The organism is Gluconacetobacter entanii (assembly GCF_003206495.1).
Taxonomy (GTDB): domain Bacteria; phylum Pseudomonadota; class Alphaproteobacteria; order Acetobacterales; family Acetobacteraceae; genus Novacetimonas; species Novacetimonas entanii.
In genome coordinates, this window is the sequence record NZ_NKUF01000054.1 from 1 (window position 1) to 15,218 (window position 15,218).

General features: G+C 60.7%; 12 protein-coding genes. 5 read left to right on the plus strand and 7 right to left on the minus strand.

Annotated features, from left to right (window positions below; all coding sequences use genetic code 11):
• Positions 1–596 (minus strand): hypothetical protein (locus CFR72_RS14625; RefSeq protein ID WP_244182314.1); only part of this gene is annotated, 596 nt, incomplete at its 3' end.
• A gap of 1 nt (position 597) precedes the next feature.
• Positions 598–1,098 carry a hypothetical protein gene (locus tag CFR72_RS14630; protein WP_244182315.1) on the minus strand — a complete coding sequence of 167 codons (501 nt, stop codon included), beginning with the start codon at positions 1,096–1,098 and terminating at the stop codon, positions 598–600.
• 261 nt (positions 1,099–1,359) lie between these two features.
• Between CFR72_RS14630 and CFR72_RS14635 the strand changes: the two genes are divergently transcribed.
• Positions 1,360–1,941: a MobA/MobL family protein gene (locus CFR72_RS14635; RefSeq protein ID WP_244182316.1), complete on the plus strand. Its 582-nt coding sequence runs from the start codon at positions 1,360–1,362 to the stop codon at positions 1,939–1,941.
• Between the two features lie 121 nt (positions 1,942–2,062).
• On the opposite strand, the gene CFR72_RS14640 is transcribed toward CFR72_RS14635, so the two are convergent.
• The 3 genes from CFR72_RS14640 to CFR72_RS14650 are packed head-to-tail and all read right to left on the minus strand — an operon-like array spanning position 2,063 to position 7,079.
• Positions 2,063–5,131, minus strand: a complete 3,069-nt coding sequence (locus tag CFR72_RS14640; RefSeq protein ID WP_110914614.1) for an Eco57I restriction-modification methylase domain-containing protein — start codon at positions 5,129–5,131, stop codon at positions 2,063–2,065.
• Entirely contained in the window at positions 5,128–6,891 is a 1,764-nt protein-coding gene (locus tag CFR72_RS14645) for an Eco57I restriction-modification methylase domain-containing protein (protein WP_110914615.1), read from the minus strand. Before CFR72_RS14645 ends, CFR72_RS14640 begins: the two co-directional genes overlap by 4 nt.
• Positions 6,888–7,079 carry a ribbon-helix-helix domain-containing protein gene (locus tag CFR72_RS14650; protein ID WP_110914616.1) on the minus strand — a complete coding sequence of 64 codons (192 nt, stop codon included), beginning with the start codon at positions 7,077–7,079 and terminating at the stop codon, positions 6,888–6,890. Before CFR72_RS14650 ends, CFR72_RS14645 begins: the two co-directional genes overlap by 4 nt.
• Before the next feature lie 206 nt (positions 7,080–7,285).
• Between CFR72_RS14650 and CFR72_RS14655 the strand changes: the two genes are divergently transcribed.
• The 4 genes from CFR72_RS14655 to CFR72_RS14675 all read left to right on the plus strand — a co-directional run bounded on the left by CFR72_RS14655 (position 7,286) and on the right by CFR72_RS14675 (position 12,356).
• Positions 7,286–7,891 (plus strand): recombinase family protein, encoded by a 606-nt coding sequence (locus CFR72_RS14655; protein WP_110914617.1) that lies wholly within the window; start codon positions 7,286–7,288, stop codon positions 7,889–7,891.
• Positions 7,866–10,148 carry an AAA family ATPase gene (locus CFR72_RS14660; protein ID WP_110914618.1) on the plus strand — a complete coding sequence of 761 codons (2,283 nt, stop codon included), beginning with the start codon at positions 7,866–7,868 and terminating at the stop codon, positions 10,146–10,148. The genes CFR72_RS14655 and CFR72_RS14660 overlap by 26 nt, the downstream gene beginning before the upstream one ends.
• Positions 10,149–10,235: 87 nt before the next feature.
• Positions 10,236–10,871: a ParA family protein gene (locus CFR72_RS14665; RefSeq protein WP_110914619.1), complete on the plus strand. Its 636-nt coding sequence runs from the start codon at positions 10,236–10,238 to the stop codon at positions 10,869–10,871.
• Between the two features lie 357 nt (positions 10,872–11,228).
• Positions 11,229–12,356: a replication initiator protein A gene (locus CFR72_RS14675; RefSeq protein WP_110914621.1), complete on the plus strand. Its 1,128-nt coding sequence runs from the start codon at positions 11,229–11,231 to the stop codon at positions 12,354–12,356.
• 437 nt (positions 12,357–12,793) lie between these two features.
• Here CFR72_RS14675 and CFR72_RS14680 read toward each other — a convergent pair whose 3' ends face one another.
• The gene (locus CFR72_RS14680; RefSeq protein ID WP_110914622.1) at positions 12,794–13,330 is read right to left on the minus strand and encodes a 6TM ABC transporter family protein; all 537 of its coding nucleotides are present in this window, start codon (positions 13,328–13,330) and stop codon (positions 12,794–12,796) included.
• A gap of 121 nt (positions 13,331–13,451) precedes the next feature.
• Positions 13,452–15,092 carry a hypothetical protein gene (locus tag CFR72_RS17310; protein WP_146220748.1) on the minus strand — a complete coding sequence of 547 codons (1,641 nt, stop codon included), beginning with the start codon at positions 15,090–15,092 and terminating at the stop codon, positions 13,452–13,454.
• Between the last annotated feature and the right edge of the window lie 126 nt (positions 15,093–15,218).

Here is a 15,218-nt window from a genome sequence, read left to right on the forward strand (position 1 = left end):
CCAGCGCCGTGCGTACCCAGTTCAGACAGGCCCGGTTGCGGCTTCTCGCCCCGGTAGAGTTCAGCCATCTTGTCTGTGGCTGCATCCATTGCCGCCTGCCTGTGCTCGTCCGTGTCCTGCCCCGGTATGACCATCTGGCGAAACAACGCCGTAAGCCGTCGCGTTACGGCCTCCACAGCGAATCCGTAGGGCAGTCCGGCATCATGCGCGAACATGGCCGCGATCCTGCCTGTGCCAGGCATGTTTACCATGCCCACGCCATCAACGGTCTTGCGGTCGTTATCATCCAGTGACGCCATGATGCGGGCCTGTGCGACTTCCCGGCTTTCATCCAGTGCGCGGCCATCCTTCACGGGCCAGTCATGGACAGCGGCAATCTTCTGGCAGAACTGGCGAGCCGCCAGCCCGTCCATCGCACAGGCAAGCGGGCATTCCGTGCCGTCCACGAACACCACAGATGGCAGATAGGTTGCATCCCCCATCCCTGCCGGGACAGGCCGCGTCCACAAACACCGCACGGCCTTCGGGTCCAGTGTTGTGGGATCAGCCATCACGGTCGGCACAGCGCGGGCCGTGGCATATTTGGGATTGGTCATGTCAGGCGTCCTCATTGCTGTCTGGGGCATAGGTGATTTGCGGGTAGTCATCAGGCAGGCGCGGGCCGCCGCCGATCATGTGTTCAGGCGTGGCGTCGTCCCGGTCGTGTGGATAGGGAGCCATGAAGCGGTGGCGGTTCTGATCCCATGTCCATCCCTGCTCTTTGAGCCATTGCGGGTCTGGCGAACCGAACAGGTGCAGCTTGCCGGTCCGTGGGTCGAGCCGGATGCCCGAACGGTCTCCATGCGCCGGGGCCTGCGCGGGGGATGGTCCGGCTGCTTGCAGCATCTGAATGATGGCGTCCCGGCTGTGCTTCATCATCCTGATAAGGTCCGGGGTGATGGCGGCGGTATTGCCCCTTATGGCCGGTTGCCCATCCACCAGCACGACACGACACCCAAGATCATCCAGTTGCGCCAGCAGGGCGGAGGGGTCCGGGATCGCTGGGGCGCAATCCGACTTTGCCCACTCCATCAGTCCGGCAAGGGCGACACTAACCATGATGCCCACCTCCGATGTTATCTCTGTTGTTCTCAACGGTGTGCCGCCTCTCAGGCCGCCTGCTATCAGGTGGAGACAGCGCCAGTCCGTTTCGGGGTCTGTAAAATGCGGCGTAATCCGTGTAACCAGTGTAACCGGCTTTCGGATTGGCTGTTTCCCGCCATTTTTCTGGCCTATTTCTGGTTACACAAAGGGACGGGCAATGTGTAACCCGTGTAACCGGGGACGGATGGGCTGGGGGCCAAGACGCGGATTCTGGACGTGGCCAGCACCGCCTCGGCCGAGATCGAGCATATGCGGGGGGTGTGGGCGCGCCAGGTGAACACGGCGCTGGAACGGCACCAGGTCGAACAGCGGGTGGATCACCGGAGCTTCGAGCGTCAGGGGAAGGAACAGGAGCCGACCTGGCATATGGGCGTGTCAGCGACCGCCATGGAGCGTCAGGCGGCCCGCGAGATCCCTGGCCGGGAGCCGGTGACGGATCTCGGGAAGCAGAATGCGGAGATCCGCGAGCGGAACCGGGTGCTGGAAACGGCCCGCAAGGCAGTGGCGAAGGCGCAGGAGCTGTTCTCCGGCCTTGAGAAGAAGGCCCGGCTGGCGGTCGGTCTGGCCCGGAAGATCGGGCAGCGGATGGAGCAGGAAAGGGAGATCGAACGCCAGAGGAAGGAGCTGACCCGTCAGACCGAGATCAGGCACCAGCAGAACATCCGGGCGGCAGAGGAAGCCCGGAAGGCTGCTGAGCTGGAACGGCAGAAGCAGCTTGCCAAGGAAATCGAAGAGCCGACGTTTAGGCGGTCACGAGGGATGGGTCGGGGACGCGGTCTAGGGCCGGATATGGGATAGTTTTGGCCAGAAGCTCATCGAGCTTGTAGCACGGGCGGCTCATCGGCGGGTGGGATCGACCGTCACGTCGACGTTCATTCCATAGGCGGCAGCTCACCATTTTTTTGAGGACGGCGCTGACTTAGGCGGGGATCGGCACCGCCTTCGCCAGAGCAATGTCGGTTACCGATAGGCTAAACAACACGCTGACGCTGACTTCAATCTGCTCGCGCAGCGCGGCCGCATTGCGCTTATGAAGCGTTTTCTGGCGCGGCGTGCGCGCCGCCAGCACGGCATCGTTGGCGGCGATCAACTGGCAAACCAGCGTTTCTATCTCGGTGCGCTGCGCCGGCGTCGCCGGCGGGATCGGCAGATGCTCAATAAACTGCTTGCCGTGCGAATAATACCCGCCCCGGAAGGGGCTTGTATGCGTCCTGACCATCGCTTCGCTCAGAGGATGATGCAGCACCGCCAGCAAGAAGAAATTGCTTTCTGGTGCGCCGTCCTGCGGGCGGATCAGGTAATACGGGCCGTTCCCGCCGCCAGTCATCATGATGTTGCTTTCGTCGTAAGCATAGCGGGCTTCGAGCGAGAGAATGGGAAGGATGATCTTCGGGCTGTCGAACTTCGTCAGGCTTTGGGAGCGGCCAAATTGGTAGAATTGCCGATCGGCGGCGGTGCCGCCGACGACATTGCGGCGCGTCAGCTCGGCCTCCCGCGCCGTCAGATACGCAAAGCACACGGGGAATCGCCGCGCCATGTCTGCCGGCTGGATCAGTCTGGCCGTGGTGCGGGCAGCATGGACGATCTCATAAGGAAAGATCATCCATGCGTTCGCTTCGGCCCGTGTATAGGGATAGAGCTTGGCATCATACAGGCAGGGCCGGAGAATGCCGCGCTCGATCGGCCAGTCCCTGCCGTCCCATCGCAGTGTTACCGTATCTGTCGTCTCGGCCGCCGCGCGGAAAATATAGATTGGATCGGCGCTGGTCTGGACGCCGACGAAAATTTCCGCAGCGTTCCCCAGCTCGCGACCGCAGGCCGCCCTCACACGCGCGAACAGCGCGCGCGTGTCGGAGTCCGAGAACTGCCACGGATCATTCGTCAGCTCGGTCGCTGGCAGAACATTCCGGGGGCCGGGCGTCCCATAGCGCCACGGTTCCAGAGCCTCGACGCGCTCCACTGTCACATCGGCCTTGCCCTGCCGGTCGAGGATCAGCAAGCAGGTGTAATTCGCCGCTTGCCGCCCGAAGACCTGCTGCACGCCGAAATGCACGATTTCCTCAAGGATTTGACCGGCCGTCACCAGGCGGCGGAGCGCCCGTCCCGCTTGAATCGTCATGAACTTGTGCGGGATGATGAAGCCAAGCCGCCCATCCGGCCGGACAAGAGACAATGACCGCTCTATAAACAGCGCATACTTGTCGAAATTGTCCTGCCGCGCCGTCGTGTAGGGCGAGGAGGCGTTCTGATAGAAGGCAGCCTCTTCCGGGGAATACGCCTGCATGTTCTGGATGCGGATATAGGGCGGATTCCCCACGATCACGTCGAACCCGCCCCGTGCCGTTTCGACGGGGAATTCGTCGGCCCACGAGAACGGGTTGACCTTCTCCAGCAGCCGGGCGGGCAGCGCGCCCCGCGTGGCCGTCCATTCCGCTTGGCTGACTAGACTGTTACCCGCACGCAGCGTACCTTCCAGCTCTGGCAGGGCCGGCGTGCCGGAGCGCTCAACGTAATCGCGCAGGCCGGCCGCGCCTTCATCCTCGATCAGCTTCAGGAGAAGGCTGAAGCGGGCGACCTCGACGGCATTGGCATCAATGTCTACACCCCGGACATGGGCCAGAAGAATGCGGCGCTTTTCCTCAAAGGTGAGCCGCCATAACCCCGCCCCCGCTTCGTAGATGTTACGGCCGGCATGCGCCGCGCGGTCGTTCGCCTGATACCATCCAAGATAATGGTCGGTCAGGAACTCGAACACCGACAGCAGGAAGATACCGGAGCCGCAGCAAATATCGGCAACCGTGAATCCATCCAGATCGGTGGGAGTCTTGCCGGCGAGATGCGGGCCAAGCGTGCGCTGCACGATGGCGTCAACAATATAGCGGGGTGTCGGCACCACGCCGCCGCTTTCCCGGACTTCCGGCTTGCTGGCGATCTCGACCGCGCCGTGGGCGTCGATCGTAATGATCTCGCCCAGGAACTGCTCGTAAATTTCACCGAGTACTTCGGTTTCGACAACGGCGAAGGTGTAGGGACTCTGCGGATAATACAGCTCGTTGATGATCCCGCTTAGCACATCATCGCTGATGCGGACGCCCAGCCGGGCATCGTCGAGCAGGTGGAACAGGCCGGAATCATAGAAGGCATCCGCCCGCCGCAGCTCCTCCAGTAAGGCATCGAAGCTGCCGCTGCCGGCGGCAAGGCCGCGCAGAGTTTCATAGCGTTCGATCTCACGATCCTCGCAGATACGCAGGAAGACGATCCGCAAAAGGAAAAGCTGTACCGCATAGGTCAGCTCTTCCGGCGACAGGCCGGGCGTGTTGCGGTGGATGTCCTGCGCCAGCCGCTCTCGCCAAGATCGCACCTGGTGCAGGAAGAAATCATCGAACTGTTCCGCCCCGTGGCGTGTCACATCGACGGAGAAGCGCCGGTCGAAATCGCCGGAATAGACCGCCTCGCGCGAGAGTAGCGGCCACAGCTCGTCAAAGCGCGCCTCTAATTCGTCGTAGCGCACCAGCAGAATGCGCGCGACATGCGCTTCGTCGGTCAGGTCGGGCTTGGGCTGGCAATCATAGACCGCGATTTGGTGGAAGTTGGTCAGGACCGCGATCGGCAGGCTGGCCGAATACCCGTATCGCCGCGTTTGAAACGCTGCATCTCGGTTGCGGTCGATATGGACGCTCGGCTTTTTGGCCTCGACGAACAGCTTGCGTTGGCGGGCAAGGCGCAGCTCATAGTCCGGCTTCTTAGAAAGCCGCTCTTCGCCTACCTCAACTGTGGCCTCTTCAATGACTTCTCGCAGGCCAAGCGCCTGCCCGGCTGCATTGTGCACGTCCCATCCGAACGCCGCGAGCAGCGGCGTGATGAAGTCCGTGCGAGCCTGCGTCTCGTTATAGATCGGTCGCAGATAATCCGCTTCGTTGCGCCTGAAGCTTTGCACCAGCTCGCCGATACGGGTACGCGCGGCGGATTTTATGTCCGCGTCGGTCATACGGCATCGCCTTGTGCCGCTTTTCTGGCCCCGCGCCGGCGAGAGTTCCGGCGATCCCGCATCTTGGTCCAAACGCTTTTCAGCAGCGTGCAGTCGGCCGCCGACAGACCCATGTGATCGCGCAGGACGATGCGCGCATTTTCTTCCAGAACGGAATCCAGCCGCCCGGCGCGAACCAGTTGATCCACTTCCGTCAGCGGCATCGCGCCATTCAGCTTTGCCGGCATCATCAGCCGTTCAGCTTCGGTCGGTTCCAGCTCCAGAACGCCACCGCCATAGCTGCGGCCCTCGATCTCGGCCGAGGAGGCCGTGAGCCAGGTGTAAGTGTTGGCAATGACCCGCTCCGGCTTCGCGCCTTTGCTTCGCATGCGGTGGATCGTATCGGTGGAGGTTGCACCGGAGGTGTTCAGCACCATGCGCGGGAAGTCGTAAATCTGCCGGAAGGCGAAGCCATCCGGTACCCACACGGACGGCACCAGATACCAAGGCTCGCGGATCGAGCATTTGTAGCCGGTATGAAATTCCTTGCGCTCGCCCTCTTCAATGTAGCGGCGCAGCTTGGCCGTCAGCTTGTCTGCCTGCCTAGGGCCGATGTTCAGCAGGTGGACGCGATCCCCGGCTGCCGCGAGGGATCTCCAGTCTGCTTTGCCGATCTGGCTTCCCTTCAAATGCGCGGATCTGGAGACGAGGGGCGTTGTGAAGCCTTCGAGGCCCAAGGCGGCGACCTGATCGGCCGACAGCACGAAAAATTCGTTCTTCCCCGTGACCACGCCCACGTTGATGCTCGCATGGGTGGACATCGGCGCGGTGATCGCAGCCTCCTTCAGCGCCCGCATAAAGGTGATCTGCCGGTTGTCGAGGAAATATTTCAGCCACTTCTCGCTGTCATGGCGGATCGTTTTGACTTCCGCCCGCTTCAGCAGAAGCGCCGGCTTGCTGCCGGTAATGTCGGCAACGGTATCGGCCGCCGTGAGAGCCACGCGGCAATCGTTGCCTTCCGACGCCGAGGCCAGAGCGCCGTCTGCCAGCAGCAGGACAACTTCCTGTTCCGCATTTTCAAAGAACAGCTCGTTGCACGCGATCACGTCGATGCGCGTGAAATGATCGGTCAGGTAGGATCGGAGCTGCGCTGCATAGGTGACTTGTAGGATTTCCGCCGGCAGCACGAGCGCGAGGCGGCCGCCCGGCTTCAGGCTGGCCGTCGCCGCGACGACGAACGGCACCCAGATATTCGTCAGGCGATTGGGGGTTAGCCCCTGTTCCCCCATGATCGACATGGCGATGGTGCGGTGCGGCTCCGGAAACGACTGGTAACGGATGAAGGGCGGGTTGCCGATAATCGCGTCAAAGGCGGGCTGATCGGCCTCCTGCCACCATGCGAAGAAATCAGAATTTTGAACGATCTTCTCAGCCAATTTGCCAAGCATAGGCCGCAGCCGTTCGGTCGCAGAGCTGGTTTCGGCGGGGATGATCTCGACGCCGGTAAGAAGGCGCGCGATCTTGGCCGGGGCTGCGCCAAGCGCCCGCAGGCGGCGGGCAGCCGCTTCGAGAAATGCGCCATCGCCGCAGCTCGGCTCCAGTAAGGCATCATCGGCAGACTGAATTGCCCAGTGGCAAAGCCATTCCGCGACCTTCGACGAGGTGTAATAACCACCGCGCAGCTTGTCTTCGTCCAAATCGGCATAGCGACCACGCGGGCTGACGCTAGAGGCTACGCCCTCGGCCTTGATGGTGCGTGATTTGGTGCGCGTGATTGTCATTCTTTCCCCACATGAAGCAGCAGCATGTCATCCTTCAGGAGGCGGTCGATCGCTTCACGAATTACCCATGCCACCGACACCCGATTCTTTCGGGCAATCTCGTTAAGCTCGCGGTGCTGCTCCGCCGTGAGGCTGACGGACAGGCGATGTGCGGACTTGTCGTCGTTGTTTGAAGCGGTGCTTTGCATGGCAGCTTTTTTGTTACATCAGTACGCACCACACTACACCAGAACGGTGCTGGAGGTAAAATTCCTTCTCAAAAACCACCGTTTTTGCGAGATTGATGGCCGCCTCGCGCGAGCACCTCGCACGGGCCGTGCATGCCTCTCAAAACTATCTCTTGAAATTAGTCTCTCAATTCCCCCCATAGTGAGACGAGTTTTAAGAGGTTTGCATGCTTGTCGGCTATGCCCGAGTCTCGACACAGGATCAGAATCCCGCCTTGCAGCTCGACGCCCTGACGGCGGCGGGCTGCGAGAAGGTATTCACCGAGAAGGCATCCGGGGCGCAGCGCGCCCGGCCCGAGCTGGCCGCCGCCCTGTCCTACATGCGATCGAGGGACAGCCTTGTTGTCTGGAAGCTCGACCGCTTGGCGCGCTCCTTGCCCCAGCTCATCGAGACGGTTGCCACCCTTGAAGATCAGGGCATCGGATTCCGATCCCTGACAGAGGCGATCGACACGACGACCGCCGGCGGCAAACTGATCTTTCACATTTTCGGGGCGCTTGCCGAGTTCGAGCGATCCGCGATCCGCGAACGAACCCGCGCCGGCCTCAAGGCTGCGCGCGATCGCGGCCGCAAGGGCGGCCGCCCCTCTGCCCTGTCCGCCGCCGACGTGTCCGCCGCCAAGGCGCTCTTGCGCGATCCGGCGATCACCGTGGACGAGGTGGCAACCCGTCTGAAGGTTTCGCCGGCGACACTCTACCGGCATTTGCCGGGCGGGCGCGGCGGTATCGGGGCGCAGGTGGAAGCAAGTGCTCAAGAAGATCATTTCGATTAAGAACGTCGGTCGGTTCCGCAACTCGGCCGCATCCGGTAATCCGCAGCTTGCCAAGCACACCTTCATCGCCGGTGCGAACGGCTTCGGCAAAACGACGCTCTGCGCCGTCCTGCGCTCCCTGCAAACTGGCGATCCGGCCCATGTCCTCGGCCGCAAGACCCTTGGCGCGACCGACGCGCCGGCAATCGAACTGCTGCTGGACGGCGGCAGGCAAGCCCGATTCGACGGCACGGCATGGAACGCGACCAAGCCGGAAATCGCCATCTTCGACGGCGTGTTTGTCGCGGAGAATGTCCATTCCGGCGAAGTCGTGGACATCGAGCACAAGCGCAATCTATATCGCGTCATCGTGGGCGACGCCGGCGTGAAGCTCGCGGCGCAGGAGGCCGAACTGGCCGCCGAGAGCCGCGCCAGAACCGGCGAGATCAGCACGGCGCGCAAGGCAGGTCAGCCGCATGTGCCGGCGGGCATGAAGCTGGACGCTTTTATTGCTTTGCCGGAGACAGCCGACATTGCCGTGCAGATCGAGGCGCAGGCGCGCAGCGTGGACGCGCTGCGACAGGCTGGGGCGCTGCGCGCCCGCCCTGCCCTCTCGGAATTTGTAATTCCGGCCCTGCCGGATGATTTCATCGGCCTGCTGGCCCGTACCATCGACGACATTGCGCAGGACGCCGAGCAAAGATTATCGGCGCACCTGGCCGCACATGGCATGATGGCCAGCGGCGGCAACTGGATCGCGGACGGCCTCGGCCATGCCGAAGATACCTGCCCCTTCTGCGGGCAGGATATTCGGGGCCTTCCGCTGATCGCCGCGTTCCGGGCCGTGTTCAGCGAGCGTTACGAGGCGTTGGCCGAAGAAATCGCCACCATGAAAGCGGGCCTTGTGCGGGACATGGGCGACGCCGCCCTGACCAGGCTTGGCACCATCGCGGCGCAGAACAACGGTGGCGTCGAGTTCTGGCAGAAATATTGCGCGATCGATACCTCTGCCCTCGCCTTGTCGGCCGAGGCCGTCGAGACGATCCGCGGGCTTGCCGCCGCGGCGATCGGGCTTCTAGACTGCAAGGCAGTCGTGCCGCTCGAACCGATCACACCGGATGCGGGATTTACAGCCGCGTGCGCCGCCTATGACGGCGCAGCCGCCGCCATCGAGGCGACGAATACCGCGATCCGGGCGGCAAATGTTGTCATTGCCGACAAGAAGGCCGACGCGGGCGACCTTAAGGCGGCCGAGGCCGAACTGGCCCGCCTGACGGCGATCCAGACTCGGTACCGCGCGGACGTGTCCGAGCTTTGCAGCACCTATACGAGGCTCTCCGGTGAAAAGGACGCCATCGAGGCGCGCAAGGAAGCCGTCAGGAAGCAGCTCGACGCGCACACAAAGACCGTGGTGAAGCCCTACGAGCGGCGCATCAACGACTACCTGGCCGCATTCAATGCCGGCTTCACCATCACCGAGACCAAGCACTCCTACCCCGGCGGCGTCGCCACATCGAGCTATCAGCTCGTTATCAACGACACGGCCGTTGATCTTGGCGACAGCAAGACTCCGGGCGATCGGCCGAGCTTCAAGAACACCCTCAGCGCCGGCGACAGCACCACCCTCGCCCTTGCGTTTTTCCTCGCACATCTGGAACGCGATCCGGCAACGGTCGGAAAGCTAGTCGTGTTCGATGACCCCTTTAACAGTCAGGACGCTTTCCGCCGTCGGCAAACCGTGCATGAGATCATGAAGGTAGCCGGAAAATGCGCCCAGGTGATTGTGCTTTCGCACGATGCCACGTTCCTCAAGCAAGTTTGGGACAAGTCGCCGGGCGCCGATCGTGTCGCGCTGATGATTGTCGATCATCGCGCCCAAGGCTCGAAAATCACGCCCATAGACCTGGAGGACGCTTGCCGGGGCCGGACGGCGGAGGACATTGACCACCTGCAAACCTATCTCACGACCGGCGCGGGCGTCTTGATCGACATTATCCGTAAGATGCGCGTCGTCCTCGAAACCCATTGCCGCACGACATATCCGGGCAGTTTCCTTGCCGGTGACTGGCTGGGCGACATGGTGCGGAAGATACGTGAGGGCGGCGACGTTCATCCCGCGCAAGCGCTTTATGACGAACTGGACCAGATCAACGGCTATACGAGCCAGTATCACCACGGGGAGAATATGGCCGACGCCACGCCGGATCAGGTCGATCCGATCGAACTAACAGGCTTTACCCGACGCACCCTGCGTATCGTCAACGCCATTCAAGCCTGACTCTTGCTAGATTAAAGCATGCAGCAATCTTGCAGAAGGCTTCTTCAAGTAGTAGCATGCAGCAATCTAGCAGAATGAGGGTGACTTATGGCCTCGGTGGTAGCGTTCGTGTCGCAGAAGGGCGGTGTCGGAAAGAGCACGTTGGCCCGTGCCCTAGCCCGTGAAGCTGCGGCAGGCGGACTACGGGTGAAGGTGGCCGACCTCGACACCCAGCAGGGAACCTCCGTTGACTGGCATCGACTTCGACTAGGCGCAGGTATTGAACCTGTTGTCTCTGTGGAGGCGTTCGCCACGGCGGCCCAAGCGCTGGCCGTGGCTGATGCCTATGACATCCTCATCATCGACGGGCCGGCCCGAACCAGCCAGGGAACGCTTGAGATTGCGAGGGCCGCTAGCCTTGTGGTGCAGCCCACAGGAGCCTCGCTGGATGACCTGCGGCCGGCCGTGCGCGAGTTCCACGCCCTTGCCAAAGCGGGCCTGCCTGTCGATCGCCTGACTTTTGCGCTCAACCGCATCGGCACAGATGCCGAGGAAGCGGAGGCGCGGGCCTATCTCCAAGAGGCGGGCTACAGTGTCCTTACCGGGTGCCTGGTGGAACGCCCAGCTTATCGCCGGGCGCAGAATGGCGGTCATGCCGTAACTGAAACCCGTTACAGCGCGCTCAATGCGCGCGCCGACGCCCTCATCCAATCCCTTATCGACCGAGTGACCGATCATGGCTGATGTATCGAAGCTGAAACAGACTCGCCGTTCCCTTGGTGCGCCACCCTCGATCGAGGAAGCCAGCCCCAACCTTAGAGCACCGGAAATTGCCCCTCTGCCCTCGGCTGTCGAAGTTGGAACAGAGGCCGGCCCCAGGCGACGCGATGCCCGCGCCCTGCGGCGCACAAACCGGACCCTGCCTTTTGCGACGCGAGTTAGCCCCGAGTTCGACAACCGTTTGCGGGACATCGCCGAGCGCGACGGGCTCAAGCTAGTGGAACTGCTAGAGCGCGCATTGGACGCCTATGAAGCTCAGCTACAAAAGCATGTGGCAAGATTGTAGCAAGATTGCAGATAGGTTGCCGCAAGAGGATTGATATGAACCACGAGCGCACCGCACGGCGTCCACGCACCTATCTGAACGTCGACTTCGAGAAGAAGGACCATGCCAAGCGGCATGGTGCGCAGTGGGATGTTCAGCGCAAGAGCTGGTATGTGCTTGGGGACGTGCCGGAGGAGCTGGTCAATTACGTCACTCCCGATCCGTTGCAGGCGAGTCTGGCGCGGCTTGGGGCCACGCTCGCCGCTGATGCGGCAGAGCGGACTAAATCGAGTTTGAGGCGACCGCCGCCTGGCGATGAGCAGGCCGATTTCTTTGTGCCGACGCTCTATGACGTTGCGACTAAAGACAGCCGCTCCATCATGGACGTTGCGGTTTTTCGCTTGTCGAAGAAAGACAAGCGGGCAGGGGAGACGATCCGCTACGACCTGACGGACGGTTATGTGGAAGTCAAAGCCGGCCCGGATGGCATGGCCTCAGTGTGGGATTACGACATCGTGTTGATGGCGATTTCCCATCTCACCGAAGCGATGAACCGATACCGCGACGGGCGGGGCGAAAAGCCCGGCCTGATCTTTCGGCCTCATGTCTCTGAAATCCTGAAATTCTGCCGTCGCTCGGATGGCGGCCGACAGTATGAAGAAATCGAGGGAGCCTTAGACCGCCTTAAGAACACCACCATCAAGATCGTTAGAACCACAAGGAAAGGGCGCGGCAGCCGCCTCATGCGTGAGGCACAGGCCGAGGGGCTAATCGGCAATTACAAGACGGTTTCCTATGCCGACACCGGCCGCGTTGCGATGGTGGAAGTAGAGATTCCAGGGTGGATTTACCGTGAGGTTGTCGAGGCCGAGAACCCGGAAGTTCTGACAGTTCACCCCGCGTTCTTTCTGATCGAACCCGGCATTGGTCGCTTTCTCTATCGTGTCGCCCGCCGTGCGGCGGGGAAGGGGGAAGCCCGGTGGGCGTTCCGCACGATCTATGAACGCAGTGGCAGCGCCGGTACCTTCAAGGAGTTCTGCCGCCTGCTGCGTGGCATTATCGCAGTCAACGATTTGCCTGAATATGGCTTGAGCGAGGTTCCAGGCAAAGAAGGCCCGACACTCGTTATGGCCTATCGCAACGCCGTTCCGTCAATCGAGTCGGACCAAGCAGAAGGTGGGTAATCGACGGAATACCCGCCGCTAATGCGCTATCGTGCGCTAGAGCCACCTACAACCCTCCATTCTAATTCGCTTAGGTTGTGGATAGCCCGTCGATTACCCACCGGCTTCCGTCGATTACCCACCATCTTCCGTCGATTACCCACCATCTTCCGTCGATTACCCACCAAACCACTTCATAACTACTTGATTTACAATGTAAAAATGGCCCTTTTTAAGGCTAAAACTCTTTAAAACAAATAAAACTCTTAAAACGGCTTAGCTTGTAGATAACTCCCCTCAACGAGCTATCTTGCGAATGTACACGACGACGCCTTCGGCAGCCTACGGCGCTCCCCCTCCACGCCCGCTCGTCGTCAGCACCACCGAAGCAGGTGGTAAGAGGGGTATTGCTCAGGAAGCAATGAGGGGGCCGGCAGGCTTTCCCCATCCTGTGACGGTCAGGGAAGATACCAACCGCTTATATTCCCCTTGGCATCCGCGTTCGGAAAGCAGACCGTGCCATCTTTCCGGCGTTCCGTGGTCCATCCATTCCCACGGCACAGGGCCAGCAGGTCGAGGCTGCCCCGTCGATCGAGGGCATAAGCCCGCTGTCCGGCCGGAGTGTTGGCCCAGCTCGCGGCGGCCTCCTGATTCCAGGCTTTCTGGTATCCGTCTGCGTACCCAGTGTCCCATCCAGACCGCTGACCGAAGAAATATCCCCCGCCAAACGCCACCAGAACGATCAGGAAGGCCGTCAGACCCGTCCAGAGTAGAGATGAGCGTATTTCGGTCTTGGCGGCCTGTATCGCCTCCTGTGAGGCTCCTGTGGCCTGTTTAAGCGCGGCCTTCATTTCGGCCGACAGGGCGTGTTCCTGCTGGTTCCGGGTGGCCTGATCGGTTCGGACGGCCCGAAGCAGGCGGTTTGTCTCCGCCATTTCCCGGCCGAGCTGGTCGAACGCGGCCAGCCCGTCATCCAGCTCGCGTTCGTCGGTCATGACTTGTCAGGCTAGGGCTTCTGCCACCCCTCGAACGCCTTGTGGTCGTGGTCGCGGGTGATGCGTTTCATCAGTTCGTCAATGACCCGTCCGAAGCGTTCATCCTTCCCGGCCGCGTCGATCAGAAGCCCCCCGAGAATGACATAGACACGGGGACGGCCATCGCCGGGGATCGTATTGGTTTTGACGGTTCCGGTGGTGTTGGATCAGGTTGTGGCACTTCCACCCATTCCACCCTTACATCACAGCACAAAGCCTGCTCGATCCATGACTGAAATCCTATTTCCTGACCAATAGGAACCCATGCGAGCCTTGGTTTTTGCCTAGCGCCTTCTGGTTGATATCGAGCTAGGGTGAAGCCTTCCAATGATGAGAAGGCATCCCAATCCACAGACCCCCTGATCCCTATAGAGATATTATTATAGGAGTTAGGGGGTCTGTGATTTCCTGCATCAAACCCTCTCTCCGCAGCTTTTGGCGTGGACCAGATACGCGGATAAGCTTTGGCTGCATCGGTTGGAGAAGAAATCAGGATCGGAGATAGATCACTGGCTTGTCCTGTCTCCATAGCTATTGAGAGAGCCATCTGATCCCATGCAGTAGGGCCAGTTGCTTCCTGAACGTCGTCCAGGGGCATGTCTGCTGCGTAGGTATCGGCATAGACGAAAACCTCCAGAGGGTTATCGCTTGTGCGGTTTACGGCACGTCCACGTGCTGCTGCCTGTATCGCTTCTCCTGCTACCATCGCTTGCAGGAAGCCATCTGCTACTGGATCTGGGTGATGGTAATGCTTCACTGAAACAATACGACCGTTTGGCAGAATGCGATCTTTCTCGATGATATGGAAATGACTGGCCTCAGCCGTTCCATCAGGTCCAAGTTTTTTCTTCTCGATCCGTTGGATAGGGCGGCCTGTCATGGCTTCTGCTGTCATTTCAATCGGTTCAACGCTTGGAAGCATCCGTCCGAATATCAGTACAGTCCTTACCGTTTCCCAGCTGTTGCGCCCACGTGTTGCGCCTTGATGTGCCAGTTCGCAGCCAGGCGGAAGGAAGCCTGACTTCTTATGTTCCTGTTCGTCTAGATAGTCGTGGAGTGCCTTGCTAAATACAGCCAGCATGGGTTTGCATCCCGCTGTCAGCCAGTGGCGCCATAATGTCCAGCGCAGGCCTTCAATGCTCTGGGCGTGTTCCTTTCCCTTCCTGCCATTCCTGTGTTGCTCAATGGCGTTTTTCTGTGTGATCCCATGCCAGAATTTCCCTTGCATCCATACAAATCGGGCATGAGGGGTGGCCGCTTGCACATCGCTGCCTAGAGCCAGATTAGGAAAAAAATGTCGGATCAATGGCAGTTTAGGCGTAGCATCCAGCAGGATAACAGGGGTCTGGTCATTTTCATCGGGGCCGATCCAATGCTTATGGATTGATCGGCATCCTGTCAGGCGGTAGCGGAGAACGTTTTCCTCATCCCAGAAAAAGGAGATACGGGGGGTGGCTTCCAACCCTTCCGACAGGCATCGCTTCATTTCCCGCATCAGGGCTGCCAGACGGCCTAAGGCTTTCAGGATGGGAGTGCGTTCTTTTACACGGTCAATCTGAAAATCCGGGTGGCCTTTATCATCTGGCGTCATCCATTGAATGGCCTGTTCTACCTCGGGTAGCCCGTTTTCAAGACCTGCTAGGTCGAAATGCTGCTCGATGGTTGCCCGCGACAAATGACAGGTTGTCCCCCTTTCCAATTCTTCTGCTGCTCGTTCCAGCATGGCCACAATCCGGGATGCACGGTTTTCCAGGGGTCGTTTGCGGGAGGGGGCGAAATCCTACGCTAAGGATTTAGGCCAGCGATATTCGCCGGTGAGGTTGATGTGTTCCCATCCCAGCGGTGAGAC

What these genes read in the sequence shown, in the direction of transcription:
- CFR72_RS14640 (WP_110914614.1), bottom strand. Translation starts at nt 5,131, where the DNA reads ATGACCGACGCGGACATAAAATCCGCCGCGCGTACCCGTATCGGCGAG.
- CFR72_RS14675 (WP_110914621.1), top strand. Translation starts at nt 11,229, where the DNA reads ATGAACCACGAGCGCACCGCACGGCGTCCACGCACCTATCTGAACGTC.
- CFR72_RS17310 (WP_146220748.1), bottom strand. Translation starts at nt 15,092, where the DNA reads ATGCTGGAACGAGCAGCAGAAGAATTGGAAAGGGGGACAACCTGTCAT.
- CFR72_RS14680 (WP_110914622.1), bottom strand. Translation starts at nt 13,330, where the DNA reads ATGACCGACGAACGCGAGCTGGATGACGGGCTGGCCGCGTTCGACCAG.
- CFR72_RS14645 (WP_110914615.1), bottom strand. Translation starts at nt 6,891, where the DNA reads ATGACAATCACGCGCACCAAATCACGCACCATCAAGGCCGAGGGCGTA.
- CFR72_RS14655 (WP_110914617.1), top strand. Translation starts at nt 7,286, where the DNA reads ATGCTTGTCGGCTATGCCCGAGTCTCGACACAGGATCAGAATCCCGCC.
- CFR72_RS14630 (WP_244182315.1), bottom strand. Translation starts at nt 1,098, where the DNA reads ATGGTTAGTGTCGCCCTTGCCGGACTGATGGAGTGGGCAAAGTCGGAT.
- CFR72_RS14665 (WP_110914619.1), top strand. Translation starts at nt 10,236, where the DNA reads ATGGCCTCGGTGGTAGCGTTCGTGTCGCAGAAGGGCGGTGTCGGAAAG.
- CFR72_RS14650 (WP_110914616.1), bottom strand. Translation starts at nt 7,079, where the DNA reads ATGCAAAGCACCGCTTCAAACAACGACGACAAGTCCGCACATCGCCTG.